Source organism: Cellulomonas biazotea, assembly GCF_004306155.1.
GTDB lineage: Bacteria > Actinomycetota > Actinomycetes > Actinomycetales > Cellulomonadaceae > Cellulomonas > Cellulomonas biazotea.
The window spans coordinates 1-16,865 of the sequence record NZ_BIMR01000209.1 but is presented as its reverse complement, the minus strand read 5'-3'; the positions used below and the strand labels follow the sequence as shown (position 1 = coordinate 16,865).

Genomic DNA, 16,865 nt, shown 5'->3' with positions numbered 1-16,865 from the left:
CATTCTCAACGTAGAGAGGCGTTTCGGACGTGAGATCTTCCCGCGTGGCACGCAGGCGTGCCGTGGTTCCCTCCCTCACCGCACTCGCCGTCGTCGCCGCCGGGCTCATCCCCGTCGCCGCGGCCGCCGTGCCCGGCGACGAGACCCCGCAGAGCAGTCTCGGCATGCCCGAGTTCACGGGCTCCGACACCCCCGTCCCCGCGACCGGCGTCGACTACGGCCCGTCGCCCTACCTGCAGCGCGTCTTCGACGCCGACCTCGCCGCGGGTGCCGGCAGCGCACCGGGCCAGGACTTCTGGATGGACCGGATGCTCGCGCGCACCGGCCCGATGTTCGACGGCACCGAGAACCTCGTCGCGTTCACGCGCGGCCGGGCGGTGTTCATGAAGACGCACCAGCCCACGCGGCTCGGCTGGGACGGCGACGTCGCGTACTGGGAGTCACTCGGCGGCGGCGGTGCCTTCACGTTCACCGTGCAGGCCGACGGCCAGGCCGTCACGCTCACCGAGCAGGCGTCGCAGCGGCGGCAGACGCCGTCGTACTTCCAGTCGGTCTTCACCGGCGGTGGGCTGCGCCTCACGCAGACCAAGTTCATCACCGCCGACGACGTCCTCGTGGCGAACGTCCAGGTCACCGACACGAGCGGCGCGGCACGCACCGTCCGGGTCGCCGCGACGTCACCGCAGGCCGGCACGGTCGAGGGCGACGAGCTCGTCGGCACCGTGCGGGCGTTCAACAGCCTCACGACGGTCACCCCGCGCCTGTCGGGCGACGGCTTCACGGCGGCACCCGGCACGGCCTCGCTCGTGCGCGACCTCGCCGTGCCCGCGGGCGGCAGCGCGACGACCAAGCTCCAGCTCGGCATGCTGACCGACGAGCTCCCGTCGTCGGCCGCCGAGTACGCCGCCTACCGGGCCGCGAGCCCGGCCGAGGCGTTCACGACGCACGTCACGACGTACAACCGGTGGTGGGCGGAGAACGTCCCGTACCTCGACACCCCGTCGGACGACATCGACAAGACGCTCTTCTACCGCTGGTGGCTGATGCGTTACAACTTCCTCGACGCCGACATCCCCGGGAACGACTACCAGTTCCCGACGTCCATGGAGGGCGTGCTCGGGTACAACAACGCGATCGTCCTCACCGTCGGGATGTTCGTCGACGACCTCAAGTACTTCCGTGACCCGACGTACGCGTACGGCCCGGCGCTCGCGGTCGGGGAGACCTCCAAGCGCGGCAAGTTCGTCGACAACCCGGGCGACCCCGCCAACTGGTCGAACTCCTACACGCAGTACATCACCGAGGCCGCGTGGCGGGCCTACGAGCTGCACGGCGGGCCCGGCGCGATCGGCGCGACGCTCGGCCAGCACTCGATGGACGACGTCGAGGGCCTCCTCGACGCGTACGACGGCAACGGCAACGACCTCATCGAGTACTCGTGGGGCGCCATGACCGGCAACGACGCCGACGCGGTGTCGTTCCACTGGACCGGCCACGGCGACAACATGGACAGGACCGAGAGCGCGTACCTGTACTCGAACTCGAAGGCCGCGGCGGAGTTCTTCCGCGTCGCGGGTCAGACGGAGAAGGCCGACCACATGGACGCGCTCGCGGAGCGCGTCAAGGCCGCCGTCCTGGAGCACCTGTGGGAGCCCGCGCAGACGACCGCGGACAAGGTCGGGCTGTTCGGCAACCTGCTCAAGCACCAGATGACGCAGGACGGGACGCTCAACCCGTACAAGGAGATCAACAACTACTACCCGTTCACCGTCGGCCTCATGCCGAAGCCCGGTGACCCGGACTACGACCAGCCGTACGTCGAGGCGCTGCGCCTGTTCGCGGACGCCGACCAGTACCCGGTGTTCCCGTTCTTCACGGCCAACCAGGTCGACAAGGCGGACTCGCCCGACCCGGGGTCGAACAACTTCTCGGTCATCAACTCGACCGTGCTGTTCCGCATGTTCTCCTCCGTCCTGCGTGACTACCCGACGGACTACGTGACGCCGGAGATGTACAAGCAGCTCCTCTACTGGAACGCGTTCGCGCACTACCAGGGCGGTGACAACCGGCTGCCCAACCAGAACGAGTTCTGGTCCAACGGGTCGGCGGCCGACGGCGGCTCCATCGGCTACCGGTCGTGGATCCACCACACGATCCTCGGCGCGACCAACTTCACGGTCATCGAGGACGCGATGGGCCTGCGCAGCCGGGCCGACGGCAAGATCGAGCTCGACCCGATCGACGTGGACTGGCCGTACTTCACGGTCAACAACGTGCGGTACCACGACCGCGACCTCACGGTCACGTGGGACGAGACAGGCGACCACTACGGCGCCGACGTGCCCGCCGGGTACTCGGTGTTCCTCGACGGCGAGCTCGCGTTCACGGTCGACGACCTCGCGCACGTGGTGTACGACCCGGCGACCGGGACCGTCGAGCTGCCGGACGGCGGCGCGCAGGTCGTGACGGCCACGGCGTCGTCGCTCGCGGCGGCCTCCGACGTGCGGTTCGCCGCGACCGACCGGGTCGTCGACGTGTTCGCCAAGGCGGGGACCGACATCGCCCCGGCGTCGACCGGCTCCGCGAACCTCGCGGCCGGCCGGCCGGTGACCACGACGTACGCGACGACCGGCCGCGCCGCGACCGGCGCCGTCGACGGCAGCACCGCCAACGAGCCCTTCTGGGGCACCGCGGGCTCGCCGAACGCCACCGACTCGATCGAGGTCGAGCTCGACGGCACGCAGGCCGTCGACGACGTGCGCGTCTACTTCTACCGGTCGTCGTCCAGCGCGACCGTCCAGGGGTACGCGGCACCCGAGCTGTGGACGCTCGAGTACCACGACGCCGCGGGCTGGCACCCGGTCCCCGGGCAGGCCCGCACGCCCGTGTACTCGACGGCCAACCTCAACCGCGTCCAGTTCCCGGAGGTCCGGGCCGACCGGCTGCGGGTCACCGCGAAGCACGCGGCCGGCTTCCGCACGGGCGTCAAGGAGGTCCAGGCGTTCGCGACGGGTGTCGAGGCGCCGCCGTCGACCAACGCGGCCCCGAAGGTCACGGTCTACCGCGACCCGGCGTTCGACCAGCCCGCCCAGGTCCGCCTGGTCGGCTCGGTGTCCGACGACGCCCAGCCGGCGGGCGCCCTGTCCTCGGCGTGGACCGTGGTCAGCGCGCCCGAGGGTGCGCAGGCCGTCGTCGCGAGCCCGACGCAGGCGACCACCGTCGTGCAGTTCGACACGACCGGCCGGTACACGCTGCGTCTGACGGCGTCCGACGGCGAGCTCACCACCAGCAGGGACGTCACGGTCGACGTCGACGTCAGCGGCACCGCCAAGACGAACGTCGCACCCGACGCCACCGCGTCCGCGTCGGCCGTCACCGGCTGGAACCGGGTCGCCGCGATCAACGACGGCAACGCGTCCTACCCGGTCGCGGCGGAGTCCGACGCGTGGGGCACGTGGGGCACCGCCGCCGGTGCGGGCAACACGTACTGGGCGCGCCTGACCTGGCCGGAGCCGGTGCGGGTCGACGAGTCCCGCATCCTGTTCCACTCCAACCGGGCGTCGGACGGCGTCCTGCCGCCGTCGTCGTGGTCCCTGGAGTACCTGGCGACCGACGGCTCCTGGCAGCCGGTGCCCGACCCGAGCGCGTACCCGACCGTCGACGGCGAGCTCAACGCCGTCACGCACGGCGCCGTCACGACGACGTCGCTGCGCGCCACGCTCGTCCGCAACGGGGCGTCGTACCCGGGCATCATCGAGTGGCAGGCGCTCGCGGACGAGCCGGTCGCGGTCGAGGAGGTCGCGGTCCGCACGCTCGTCGGCGTCGCGCCGGTCCTCCCGGAGGCCGTCGAGGTGACGTTCGCCGACGGGACGCGCACGCAGCGGTCCGTGCAGTGGCAGGACGTGCCCGCCGACGCGTACGCCGCGCAGGGCGAGTTCACGGTCCCCGGCTTCGTGCAGGGGACGTCCAAGCTGGCCCGCGCGACCGTCTTCGTGCGGCCCACCGACGCCGTGCAGATCAACACGTTCGACCCGCTCGCGGTGTCGACCGTGGCGGGCACCGCGCCCGTGCTGCCGGCCCGCGTGGTCGCGGTCTACAACGACGGCTCCGAGGCGTCGCTGCCCGTGACGTGGGACGACGTCGACCCGGCGTCGTACGCCGCCGCCGGTGAGTTCACCGTCGAGGGGACGGTGGCCGGCACGGACAAGCGGCCCGTCGTCACGGTCACCGTGCGGTCGGGTGCGCCGAAGGCGCCCGTGGTCACGCTCGCGACCGACCCCGAGCGTCCCGCGTCCGGCTGGTTCACCGGCCCGGTCGCCGTGACGGTCACCGCGACCGACGACGACGACCCGTCGCCCACGGTCGAGGCGCAGGTCGACGGCGGTGCGTGGACGGCCGTCACCGGCCCGGTCGCCGTCAGCGGTGACGGCCGGCACACGGTGCGCGCCCGCGCCACGGACTCCGGCGGGCTCGTCTCGCCCGTGCAGTCCGCCGCGGTCGACATCGACGGCACCGCACCCGTGGTGACCGCGACCTTCGACGAGTCCCGGCGGCGCCTCACCCTGGCGACCACCGAGACCGGCTCGGGCGTCGCGACCGTCGAGTACCGCGTCGACGGCGGCGCCTGGACGGCCTACGGCACCGGCGCGACGATCGCGCAGGCCGCGACCGTCGAGTACCGCGCCACCGACCGGGCGGGCAACGTCTCGGCCGTCGGGACGATCGCCGTCCCGGCACCGGACCCGAACGCGCCCGTCAACATCGCCCCGAACGCCGCGGTCAGCGTGTCCGCGTCGACCACGTGGAACCGCGCCGCGGGCATCACGGACGGCGTCGCGACGATGCCGGTGACGAACCAGGCGACCGCCTGGGGCACGTGGAACATCGCGGGCGACACCCAGTGGGCGCGCCTCGACTGGCCCACGCCCGTCACCACCGGCACGAGCCGCCTGATGTTCTTCGACGACGGCGGTGGCATGCGGCTCCCGGCGTCGTGGACGCTCGAGTACCTGCTCGACGACGGCGTCACGTGGGCGACCGTCCCCGAGCCCTCGGGCTTCACGACGACGCTCGGCCAGTTCGACACGGTCACGCACACGCCGGTCACGACGACGGCTCTGCGGGCGACGCTCACCAAGCCCACGTCGGGCTGGGTCGGCATCGTCGAGTGGGAGGTCGACAGCGCTCCCGTGGCACCGCTGGTCCTCACCGGACCCACGGAGCCGGTGACCGCGGGCGACGCGTTCGACGTGACGCTCACGGGCGGGGTCGTCGACACCGCCTACGCGGTGACGGTCGAGCCGGGCGGTGTCGCCCTCGGCTCGCTGACGACGGACTCCCGGGGTTCCGGGACGCTCCGCACGGCGCCGCTGCCGCGCGACCTCGCGGGCGGGGACTACACGGTCCGCGCCGCGGCGGGGGAGTCGGTGGCGGAGTCGTCGCTGACCGTCGTCGCCGGACCGGGCGAGGCCGTCGTCAACGCAGGCACAGTCGAGGTCGTCGGGGTCCCGACCGTCGGGCAGGTGCTGCTCGCGCAGACCGCGGGCTGGGGACCCGAGGGCGTCGAGCTCGCGTACCGCTGGTCGGCGGGCGGCAAGGTCGTCGCCGGAGCCACCGCGTCGCAGTACACGCCGACGCAGAAGGACCTCGGGAAGACCGTCACGGTCGAGGTCACGGGCTACCTGGACGGCTGGGAGAGCGTCTCGGTGACGTCCGCCCCGACCGCAGCGGTCGTGAAGCCGACCGTGCAGGCCGGGTCGGTCGCGATCGCGGGCACCGCGGTCGTCGGCAGCACCGTCCGGGCGCAGACCTCGGCCTGGGCCGACGGCGTCCGCCTCGAGTACCGCTGGCTGCTCGACGGGAAGGCCGTCAAGGGCGCCACGTCCAGCGGCTACAAGGTCGCGGCGTCCGACGCGGGCAAGGTCCTCACGGTCGAGGTCCGCGGCACCGCCGCCGGCCACGAGCCGTCGACCTGGGCGTCCTCGCCACCGACCACGGTGCAGCCCGGCACCCTCACGGCCCGCGACGTGCGGATCGTGGGCCTGGCCAAGCCCCTGTCGGTCGTGACCGCCATGCACGCGGCGTGGGGACCGTTCCCGGTGACCACCTCGTACCAGTGGTTCGTCGACGGCAAGGCCGTCAAGGGCGCGACCAGCCCGCTGTACCTCGTGCGCACCGCCGACCGCGGCGCCGTCCTCACCGTCGAGGTGACCGGCACCAAGACCGGCTACGCACCGACCACGCGCACCTCCGACGGCATCAAGGTGGGACGTTGACGATGACCACGCAGACCAGGCAGACCACGACACGCAGGACCGTCGCCGCCGCACTGGCCGGGGCCCTCGTCGCGACGGCGGTGGCCGCGTGGCCGACCGCCGCCGTCGCGGCGGACCCGCCGGCGCCCACGCGGTCCTTCCACACCGACGGCAACCCGATCCTCGGTGACGGCACCTACTACTCGGCCGACGCGGCACCCCTGTCGGTCGACGGGACGCTCTACGTCTACGGCGGGCACGACGAGGCCGCCGAGCAGCAGGGCGGCTTCGAGATGCACGACTACGGGGTCTTCGCGACCGACGACCCCGCGTCGGGCGACTGGGACCTGTACGCCGACAACCTCGACCCCGACGAGGTCTTCGGGTGGGCCACGGGCGACTCGGCGTTCGCGGGGCAGGTGACGACCGGGGCCGACGGGAAGTTCTACTGGTACGCGCCCGTGCAGTGGGAGAACACGGCCGTGCCGAACCACATGGCGATCGGCGTCGCGGTCGCGGACTCCCCGGTGGGTCCGTGGACGGACGCGATCGGCGCGCCGCTGCTCACCTGGACCGACGTCTTCGGCTCGTCCACGACGGGCCAGGAGGTCATCGACCCGCACGTCTTCACCGACACCGACGGGTCCGTCTACCTGTACTGGGGCTCGTGGAGCGTCGCCCGGGTCGTCAAGCTGACGTCGTCGATGACGGCGCTGGACGGCACGATCGCGACGATCCCCGGCCTCACCGGGTTCTTCGAGGCGCCGTGGGTGTTCGAGCGCAACGGCACCTACTACCTGGCGTACGACTGGAAGCAGGGCGGCAGCGAGTGCACGCCGTCGAACTACCAGGCGTGCATCGCGTACGCGACGGCACCGTCGGCGCTGGGCCCGTGGACGTACCAGGGGATCATCCTCGGCGGCACGTCCGCGACGACCGTGCACCCGTCGATCGTCGAGCACGAGGGTCGCTGGTGGATCACGTACCACACGAAGGACGCCGTGGGCGGCGGGCACTTCCGCCGGTCCATCGCGATCGACGAGGTGCAGTGGGACGGTGACCGGATCCTGCCGGTCGAGCAGACGCTCGCCGACGACCCGGCCTACCGGCTGACGGACAACGTGGCGCTGGAGGCGACCGCGTCGGCGTCCTTCACCGAGCAGCCGCCCATGCGGCTCGGCGCCGTCAACGACGGCTTCCGCCGGACCACCGCGCTGCTGCCGCCCGACCAGTGGGGCAACTACCGCGGCACGACGTCGTCGCACCCGTCCGACTGGGTGCAGTACACGTGGGACGCGCCCGTGCGCACCGGGTCGGTCGGCATCGAGCTCCACCGCGACGGCAACTGGATCCGGCCGCCGCAGTCGTGGGTCGTCGAGTACCTCGACGAGGCCGGCGACTGGCAGCCGGTGTCCGGCGCGACGTACCCGACGGCCACCGACACGTGGCACACCGTGACGTTCGACCCGGTCTCGACGACCGCGCTGCGGGCCACGTTCCGCGGGCTCGACGAGGGCCCGTACGTCCACTCGGTGTCCGTCTCCGAGTGGGAGGTCTACTCCGCGCAGGCGTCGTCGCTGCCGTCGGTGTCCGTCGCGACACCCGTCGGCGTCGCACCGTCGCTGCCCGCGGCCGTCCGCCTGCCGTTCGGCGACTCCTCCGCGTGGGCGCCGGTCAACTGGCGGCCCGTCGACCCGGCGGACTACGCCGCCGAGGGCACGTTCACCGTCGAGGGCCGCGCGCTCGGCCAGTCCGCCGGGTACGTGACCGCGACCGTGCACGTCGGCGGGACCGTCGACCCCGGTGAGGACGACACGACCGCCCCGGCGGTCACGCTGTCCGCGTCCGGCACGTCCGGCGAGGACGGCTGGTTCTCCTCGCCCGTCACCGTCCGGGTGTCTGCCGACGACGACACGTCGTACCTCACGACGATCGGCACGCGGGTCGGCGACGGTGCGTGGATCTCGACACCGGATGCCCGGTCGGTCGACGTCCCGGTGTCGGCGCAGGGGGAGACGGTCGTCCGCGGCCGGGCCACCGACGCCGCGGGCAATACGTCCGCCGAGGTCAGCCGCACGGTCAAGGTCGACACCGGTGTCCCCGCCGTCACCGCCGCGCTCGACGAGGCCACCCGGGCCGTCACGCTCGGCGCGACCGACTCCCTGTCCGGGGTCGCCGCGGTCGAGTACCGGTTCGACGGCACGGGTGAGTGGGTCGTCGCCGCCGACGGTGCCGTGGTCGACGCGCCCGACATGCTCCCGCACGAGCTCGTCGTCCGCGCCCGCGACCGCGCGGGCAACACCGCCACCGCCACGGTGACGATCCCGCTCGGCGACGGCGCGTCGCTGTCCGGCAACGTCGCCCCGTACGCCACCGCCACGGCGTCCTTCACCTCCGGGTGGGAGAACGTCGCGGGCATGGTCGACGGCACCAACGCCTGGGGCGAGGACGACGCGTCGAAGTACGGGTCGTCGTGGGGCACGTGGGACCGCGTCGGCGAGCAGTGGGCGCAGCTCACGTGGGACTTCGACGTGACCGTCGACCGCGCGAACGTGTGGTGGTACCAGAACGTCCCCGACGCGCAGAACGAGGGCCTCATCGCGCCCCGGTCGTGGACCCTGCAGTACCTCGACGCCGACGGCACCACCTGGCACGACGTCGCGCTGACGTCCGGCACCTACGCCCGCACCTCGACGGGCTTCGTGCCCGTCGGCTTCGACGCCGTCACGACCCGCGCGCTGCGGATCGTCGCCCAGTCCTGGGGCGAGGCCGCCGGGCAGGGGTCGGTCGGGATCCGTGAGTGGCAGGTCGGCGCCGCCGAGCCCGACGGGGTCGTCACGCCCGCCGCGCCCACCTTCACGGCGTCAGCGGTCTGCACCGACGGCGTCGCCGAGGCGGCCCGGGTCGTGATCCCGGACGTCGAGGGCGTCGTCTACGCGATCGACGGCACGGACGTCACCGGCACCGTGGAGGTCGCGGCCGACGCAGCAGTCGTCGTCACCGCCCGCGCGGCCGACGGGTACACGCTCGCCGACGGGGCGACGACGACGTGGGAGCACGTCTTCACCGCCCCGGACTGCCCCGTCGAGGACGTCGTCGTCACACCCGCCGTCCCGGTCTACACGGGCCCGGTCTGCACCGACGGCGAGCCCGGTGACGGGTCGCTCGCCGTGCCGACCACCGACGGCGTCGAGTACCGCGTCGACGGCTCGGTCGTCACCGGGACCGTCGCCGTGGCACTCGGGTCGGTCGTCACGGTCGCGGCCGTGCCGCTCGACGGGTACGCCTTCCCGGCCGGACCGCAGGCGGTGTCGTGGGCCTTCCGGGCCGACGTCCCCGACTGCTCGCCCGCCGCGGCCGTCGTCCCCGGCACCGTGAAGGTCACCGGGAAGGTCCGCGTCGGCGAGACCCTCAAGGTCGAGACGAAGGGCTGGCAGCCGCGCGACGTGCGCCTCGCGTACGTCTGGTTCGCCGACGGCGTCCGCGTCGCCGGGGCGACCGCTGACCGCCTGAAGGTCCCCGCGGACCTCGAGGGTGCGACGGTCACCGTCCGGGTCACGGGCTTCGGCGCGGGCCTGGTCACCGCGTCGGCGGTGTCCGACCCGGTCGGCCCGGTCCTCCCGCCCAAGACGGGCTGGGAGTGGCCGTGGTCGGGCGGCGGCTGGCGCTGGCCCTGGGACTGACCTGACCGGGGTGGGGGTGGCCGCGCGGAGGGGCGCGGCCACCCACACCTGCGCGCCCGTGCCGCGGTGCGGCGCCGACGCCCGGACGGGTGAACCGCGTCGCCCTGTCGCAGTACTGCGACACCGCTGCGACAGCGCCGCGACCGCCGGGTCGGTCCGGTCCACGTAGTTTGTCGGCATGCCCTCCTCCCGCACCCTGTCCCGTCGCAGGTCGGCGCGCGTTCTCGTGATCCTCGCGGCGACGGCCGCCCTCACCGCGTGCGGCGGTCCGACGACGCCCGAGGGTGACGCGCCCAGCCGCACGGCCCGTGCGAGCCGCCCGTCCGCGACCTCGACGCCCACCCCGACGCTCCCCGTCGTGGCCGGGTACGACGTCGGCGAGATCCCGCCCGTGCCGCTGTTCGTGCTGCCCGACCTCGGGATGCTCGACGCGTCGCTCGCCGGGTTCGCCGTCACCGTGGACGACGCCGTCGGCGACCTGCCGGGCGTGCGGGTCGAGCCGGCCCGGTGCGACGCGCAGGGCATCGCGTCGCCCGGTGCGCTGCTGGCGTACGGCGACGGGTCGGGGACGCTGACCGGCCCCGACGGCACCGTCGTCAACTACGGCGACGGGTCCGGGTCGTACACCCTCAACGGGACGACGGTGACCGTCTACGGGGACGGGTCGGGGACGTACTCCGACGCGACGACGACCGTCGTCAGCTACGGCGACGGATCGGGCTCGTACGACGACGGCACGACCAGCGTGACGCTCTACGGCGACGGGTCAGGCACGTGGGCGCGCGGTGAGCGCACCATCACGAACTACGGCGACGGCTCCGGCACGTACGCCGACGGTGCCACCACGATCACCAACTACGGCGACGGGTCCGGGCTCTACGACGGGCCGGACCTGACGATCGTCAACCACGGCGACGGCTCGGGGCTCGTCGACGGGATCCCGACCGACATGCCCGAGCTGCCGCCCGTGCCGCGGCTCGGCTCGTTCCCGTCGATGGGCGTGCTCGCCCCCGTGCCGTCGTGCGGGACCCGGGTCGTCCTCGACGCCGCCGTCCTGTTCGACTTCGGCAGCCACGCGCTGCGACCCGACGCCACGGCCACGCTCGACGCGGTCGCGCAGGTCCTGGCGACGGTCCCGGCCGCGCGCGTCGAGGGGCACACCGACGCGGTGTCGTCGCACGAGCTCAACCAGGCCCTGTCGGAGCGTCGCGCGGACGCGGTCGCCGCCGCGCTGGCCGACCGCGGCATGACCGGGTCGCTCGAGACGACCGGCTTCGGCGAGACGCGCCCCGTCGCGCCCAACGAGGTCGACGGCGTCGACGACCCCGCGGGGCGGCAGCTCAACCGCCGCGTCGAGATCGTGGTGCCGTCGTGACCGCACGACGCGGGACGTCTGCGGCCGGGCGCCGTGCGCGAGCGGTCGGGGCCGTCGCGCTGCTGTCCGTGACCCTCGCGGCGTGCAGCGTCGAGGTCGTCCAGGACGACCCGGAGGGCAGCGACGCCGGGACGTCGGACGGCGACACCGCGGGCGGCGACCCGACGTCGCAGGGCATCGAGGCGGCCGACGACACCGCGCCCCCTCGCCGCACCGTCGGTCGGGACGACGCCGGTGCCGCGATGCTCGACCGCGCCACGCTCGGGTCGCGCGCGACGCAGCACCTGACCTGCGACGGCGGCGACCTGCGGGTCGAGAACGCCGCCGTGGCGGTCGTCGTCGGGGACGCGTGCGGGACGCTCACGGTCGACGGTGCCGGGGCGCTGGTCGTCGCGGGCGACGTCGAGCGGCTCGCCGTGTCGGCCTCGTCGGTCCGGGTGGTCGTCGCGAGCGTCTCGTCGGTCGACCTCGACGCCGCCGACGTGCGCGTCGCGTGGGAGGACGGCGACCCCGCGGTCCGGGACGGCGGCGCCGGGAACGCGTACGGCCCCGTCGGCACGGTCGAGCTCGGCCTGCCCGAGCCCGGCGTGCCCGACCCCGGCACCGACCCCGCCGCGGGTGGGGCGGGCACCGCGGGGAGCGACCGGTGACCGGCGTCGCCCCGGGGTACGCGGTCGCCCCGCGGACCAACGCGCTCGCGGTCGCGTCCCTCGTGCTCGGCCTGTGCGGGTTCGCCGCGATCCCGGTCGTGCTCGGGCACGTCGCGCTCCGCCAGATCGGCCGCAGCGGAGACCGGGGGACCGGCCTGGCCGTCACCGGCCTCGTGCTCGGCTACCTGACGTCCCTGCTGTACGTCGTGGTGCTCCTCGTCGTCGGCGGTGCCGTGTGGTGGGGGACCCGGTGACGGCGCCGCCGCCCCACGTCCTGCTCGTCGACGACGAGCCCGCGATCCTCGACGGGCTCGTGCCGTTCTTCGAGCGGTCCGGGCTGCGGGTCAGCACGGCGCCGGACGGTGAGGCGGCGCTCGACGCCCACGCGCGCACGCCGTCCGACATCCTCGTGTGCGACGTCCTCATGCCCCGCCTCGACGGGCGGGCGCTCGTGCGGCGGCTGCGCGCCGGCGGCGACTGGACGCCCGTCGTGCTGCTCACGCAGGTCGGCGAGTCGTACGAGCGGTCGGCCGCCCTGGAGGAGGGGGCGGACGACTACCTCAACAAGCCGTTCGACCCGCAGGAGCTCCTCGCGCGCGTGCGGGCGGTCCTGCGCCGCGCGGTGCCGGGCCAGCCGGCGCTCGCGGCGTCGGACGTCCTGGTCTGCGGCGACCTGCGCGTCGACCGCTCGGCCCGGCGCGTGACGCTCGGCGGCGCGGCCGTCGCGCTCACGCCGAAGGCGTCGCTGCTGCTCGACTACCTCATGACGCACCCGGGCGAGCTGCACACGCGCGAGCGGCTGCTCGCGGCCCTGTGGGGGTTCGAGTCGATGGTCACGACGCGTGCCGTCGACCACCGCGTCGCGGAGATCCGGCGGGTGCTGCGCGACGACGTCGCCGCGCCCCGGTTCGTCGAGACGGTCCCGGCGCAGGGCTACCGCTTCTGCGGCGACGTCCGACGCGGCAGCCGCACATGACGACCTGGCCGCGTCGCGGAGCCGACGCACCCGCACCGCCGCTGCGCGACGCCGACCCGCCCACGCCGTCTGCGCACGACGCCGACCCGCGCAGCGCGTCCGCGCACGACGCCGACCCGTCCAGGTCTTCTGCGCGCGACGCCGACCCACACGCTCTGCCGTTCCGCGACGGCGACCGCCCGGCGCCGTCGCGGCGGGTTCGCGGCTCCGTGGTCGCCGCGGTGGCCGTGCTGGCCGTCGCGGTCGTGGCGGCGCTGGTGGTCGCGCTCGCGGCCCCGTCGACGGCGTTGCGCTTCACCGTCCGTCCGGCCCCGATGCTGCTCGTCGCGGGCGTGGTCCTGGCGGCCGTGGTCCTGGTCGCCGGAGCCGCCGCGGCGCGCCGCCGGAGCCGGGCCGACGCGGAGGTCCGCCACGCGCAGGCGGCCGGTTGTCGGGCGGAGCGGGACGCGCGCCGTCGCTTCCTCGCGCGCCTGGACCACGAGCTCAAGAACCCGGTGACGGCGATCCGGGCGGCGGTCGCGGCGGGTGCGGACGGCGGCGACGACGCGGGGCGTGCCCGGGCGACGCTCGTGTCGCAGTCGACGCGGCTCGCGGCGCTGGTGACCGACCTGCGCAAGCTCGCCGAGCTGGAGACGCAGGAGATCGAGGACGAGGACGTCGACATGGCGGAGGTCGTCCGCGACGCCGTCGAGGACGTGACCGCGCAGGCCGTGGCCGCGGGCGGTCCGCGGCCGGACGTCGTGGTGACGCTGCCGACGGTCCCGTGGCCCCTGCCGCACGTGCGAGGCGACGTCGACCTGCTGTACCTGGCCGTCTACAACCTGCTCGGGAACGCCGTGAAGTTCTCGCCGCCGGGCACCCGCATCGAGGTCCGGGGGACCGACGAGGACGGGACGGTCGTCGTCGAGGTCGCGGACTCGGGTCCCGGCATCCCGCCGGACGAGGTCGACGTGGTGTTCGACGAGCTCGCCCGAGGACGGGACGCCCGCGGTCTGCCGGGCTCGGGCCTGGGCCTCGCGCTGGTCCGGGTCATCGCCGCCCGCCACGGGGGTCGCGCGACGCTCCGCTCGCGCCCGGCGCAGGGCACCAGCGTCCGCCTCCACCTGCCGACCCGCCGCCCGCCGCGCTGACCGGTCGCGGTCAGGCAGGGCCGGCCGTCGACCCCGTGACGGTGCCCGCACGGCACCGACTTCCGCTCACCATGACGGGGTCGCCCCGGGTCGGCGGTCAGCCCGGCCGGGCAGGTCAGGCCGGCCGGCCGTCGACCCCGTGATGGTGCCCGCACGGCGCCGACTTCCGCTCACCATGACGGGGTCGCCCCGGGTCGGCGGTCAGCCCGGCCGGGGCAGGTCAGGCCGGCTTCGGGCCCGTCGAGCCGCGGGGGACCAGGCGGGACGGGATGACCTCGGTGCCGCTGTGCGGGTTGCCCTCGATGGCGTCGAACAGCAGGGCCGCGGCGCGGCGGCCGAGCTCCTCGAGGTTCATGTCGATGCTGGTGAGCTGCGGGCGCGCGTTGAGCGCGAGGATCTCCCAGTTGTCGTGGCCGGTGACGGCGACGTCCTCGGGGACGCGGCGGCCGGACTCGCGCAGGGTGTCGAGCACGCCGCGCGCGATCTGGTCGGACCCGCAGACGATCGCGTCGACGTCGTCGAACCGGGAGATGAGCAGGCCCGCGGCGGTGCGGCCCCACTCCTCGGTCCACGAGCCGTAGAGCGCCTGCCCCCCGAGCACCTCGACGCCCGCCTCCGCGAGCACGGCGGATGCGCCGTCGACGCGGTCGTGCGCGGCGCCGTACCCGGCGTCGCCGGTGACGATCGCGACGCGGGTCCGGCCGCAGGTGAGCAGGTGCTCGGCGACGAGCCGCCCGCCGAGCAGGTTGTCGGTCACGACGGACATGTCGGCGGGGTCCTGCGACGGCGCGTACGCGTAGACGACGGGCACGGGGAGCTGGCCGAGCGACGGGCGGGGGTCGGGGCGGGCACCCACGACGATGAGCCCGTCGACGCGCCGACCGAGCAGCGCCTGCACGTGGTACTGCTCGCGCAGCGCGTCGCCGCGGGCGTCGCACAGGAGCACGGACGTCTTGCCGGTGCCGGCGGCGTCCTCGGCGCCCATGAGCGTCGGGATGGAGAACCGGCCCTCGAGGTCGTGCGTGACGAGGCCGATGGTGCCGGACCGCCCGGACAGCAGGTGCCGGGCGAGCACGTTGGGGGAGAAGTTCAGCTGCTCGGCGGCTGAAAGGACCCTCTCACGGGTTTCGGCCTTGACCTGCTGCCGGCCGTTGAGCGACTTGGAGGCCGTCGCGAGGGAGACGCCAGCGAGCTTCGCGACGTCCGCGAGGGTCGGTGGCTTCCGCGGATTTCCGGGCGTCGTCTGCACCTTCACCCCCTGGTCGAGCGAAACCGACGGGGCGGACGCCGACGTCTTCCCCGGATCGTAGCGGTACGACGCGCCGAAGTGACCACTTGACGTGCGCGGAGGCCCACCGCTACGTTTCCGAAAAGGGTTTCGGCAGACCCTCAGCCACCGGGCGCCCGACGGGGGACGCACGGAGTTCGCTTCGACGATGAAGTCCGAGGAGAGCACGATGAGCAAGCGGTTGTCCCGATCGCGGGGTGCACGAGGCGCTGCCCTGCTGGCCGTGGCCGGCCTGGCGCTGACCGGCCTGGCGGCCTGCAGCAGCGGATCCGACGACGACGGCGGCGGCAACGCCCCCGCGGAGTCCGTCGGCCCCGACGGTGTCGACGACGGCACCACCCTCACCATGTGGACGCGCGCTCCCCTGGAGCGCCAGGCGAAGGCCCTCGTCGAGGCGTACAACGCGTCGCACGAGAACCAGGTCGAGCTCGAGATCATCCCCAACGACGACATGGAGGGGAAGGTCGGCGCGGCCGCCACGAACGACGAGCTGCCCGACCTCCTGGCCGGCGACGTCGTGCGTCTGCCCTACTGGGTCGCGAACGGCCTGTTCACCGACCTGACCGACAACATCGACGGTCTCGACTACGCCGACGACATCACGCGCGGCCACGTCGACGCCGGCACCGACCCGGACGGCGCCAAGCACACGGTGCCGTTCGTCACCGACATCTCCGTCATGGTCTGGAACAAGGCGCTGTACGCCGAGGCCGGCCTCGACCCGGAGAAGGGCCCGACCAACCTGGCCGAGTTCCAGGAGCAGGCCGAGGCCGTCCAGGCGCTCGGCAAGCCCGGCGTGTCCGGCACGTACTACGGCGGCAACTGCGGCGGCTGCCTCGTCTTCACCTGGTTCCCGAGCATCTGGGCGTCCGGCGACGAGGTCCTGTCCGCCGACGGCAAGGAGTCGCTGCTGGCGTCCGAGTCGGCGCAGGCGGTCTACGACACGTACGCCGCGCTGAACGACGCGGGCGCGGTCGGTGCGGGCTCCAAGGAGGAGACCGGCGCGACGTGGACGGCCCCGTTCTCGAACGGCGAGGTCGGCGTCATGCAGTACCCGAACACCGCGGTCTACGCGGCCAAGGAGGCCGGCATCGACGTCGGCGTCACCGGCATCCCCGGTGTCGACGGCGGCCAGTCGACGTTCCTCGGCGGCGACGCCATGGGCGTCTCCAAGGACTCCGAGCACGTCGCGCAGGCGTGGAACTTCCTCGCCTGGATGACGTCCGACGAGGCGCAGCTCGAGGTCATCGCCAAGAACGGCGAGGTCCCCGGCCGCAACAGCCTGCTCGACAACGAGTACGCGCAGGAGGACCCGCTGGCCCTCACGATGAACAAGCTCGCCGCCGACGGTCGCACGCCGGTCGCCGAGTACTTCTCCGAGGCGTTCAACGCCTCGGGCAGCCCGTGGGTCACGCTGTTCCGCAACGCGACCTTCGACAAGACCGGCACGGTCGACGAGGACAACGACGCCATCACGGCGGTCCTCGACCAGTGAGACCCGGGCCGGGG

9 protein-coding genes are annotated in these 16,865 nt (G+C 73.8%); 8 read left to right on the top strand and 1 reads right to left on the bottom strand.

What is annotated here, in order from left to right:
• Window positions 1-62 precede the first annotated feature (62 nt).
• From CBZ_RS13530 to CBZ_RS13505, 7 genes are all read left to right on the top strand, one after another.
• The gene (locus CBZ_RS13530) at window positions 63-6,275 is read left to right on the top strand and encodes an Ig-like domain-containing protein (RefSeq protein ID WP_130782052.1); all 6,213 of its coding nucleotides are present in this window, start codon (window positions 63-65) and stop codon (window positions 6,273-6,275) included.
• 2 nt (window positions 6,276-6,277) lie between these two features.
• On the top strand, window positions 6,278-9,937 hold the full coding sequence (locus CBZ_RS13525; protein ID WP_130782051.1) for a family 43 glycosylhydrolase: 3,660 nt from the start codon (window positions 6,278-6,280) through the stop codon (window positions 9,935-9,937).
• Between the two features lie 178 nt (window positions 9,938-10,115).
• Entirely contained in the window at window positions 10,116-11,312 is a 1,197-nt protein-coding gene (locus tag CBZ_RS13520) for an OmpA family protein (RefSeq protein WP_130782050.1), read from the top strand.
• Entirely contained in the window at window positions 11,309-11,962 is a 654-nt protein-coding gene (locus CBZ_RS21525) for a hypothetical protein (RefSeq protein ID WP_218022772.1), read from the top strand. Before CBZ_RS13520 ends, CBZ_RS21525 begins: the two co-directional genes overlap by 4 nt.
• Complete coding sequence (locus CBZ_RS21520; RefSeq protein WP_218022771.1) at window positions 11,959-12,216, top strand: DUF4190 domain-containing protein; 258 nt, start codon at window positions 11,959-11,961, stop codon at window positions 12,214-12,216. Before CBZ_RS21525 ends, CBZ_RS21520 begins: the two co-directional genes overlap by 4 nt.
• Entirely contained in the window at window positions 12,213-12,938 is a 726-nt protein-coding gene (locus tag CBZ_RS13510; RefSeq protein ID WP_130782048.1) for a response regulator transcription factor, read from the top strand. Before CBZ_RS21520 ends, CBZ_RS13510 begins: the two co-directional genes overlap by 4 nt.
• Window positions 12,939-13,159: 221 nt before the next feature.
• A complete protein-coding gene (locus CBZ_RS13505) occupies window positions 13,160-14,068 on the top strand; it encodes a sensor histidine kinase (RefSeq protein ID WP_218022770.1) in 909 nt (302 codons plus the stop codon).
• Between the two features lie 220 nt (window positions 14,069-14,288).
• Here the strand turns inward: CBZ_RS13505 and CBZ_RS13500 are convergent, their stop codons facing one another.
• A complete protein-coding gene (locus tag CBZ_RS13500; protein WP_130782046.1) occupies window positions 14,289-15,317 on the bottom strand; it encodes a LacI family DNA-binding transcriptional regulator in 1,029 nt (342 codons plus the stop codon).
• A gap of 208 nt (window positions 15,318-15,525) precedes the next feature.
• On the opposite strand from CBZ_RS13500, the gene CBZ_RS13495 reads away from it, so the two are divergent.
• Window positions 15,526-16,851: an ABC transporter substrate-binding protein gene (locus CBZ_RS13495; RefSeq protein ID WP_130782045.1), complete on the top strand. Its 1,326-nt coding sequence runs from the start codon at window positions 15,526-15,528 to the stop codon at window positions 16,849-16,851.
• Window positions 16,852-16,865: the final 14 nt, after the last annotated feature.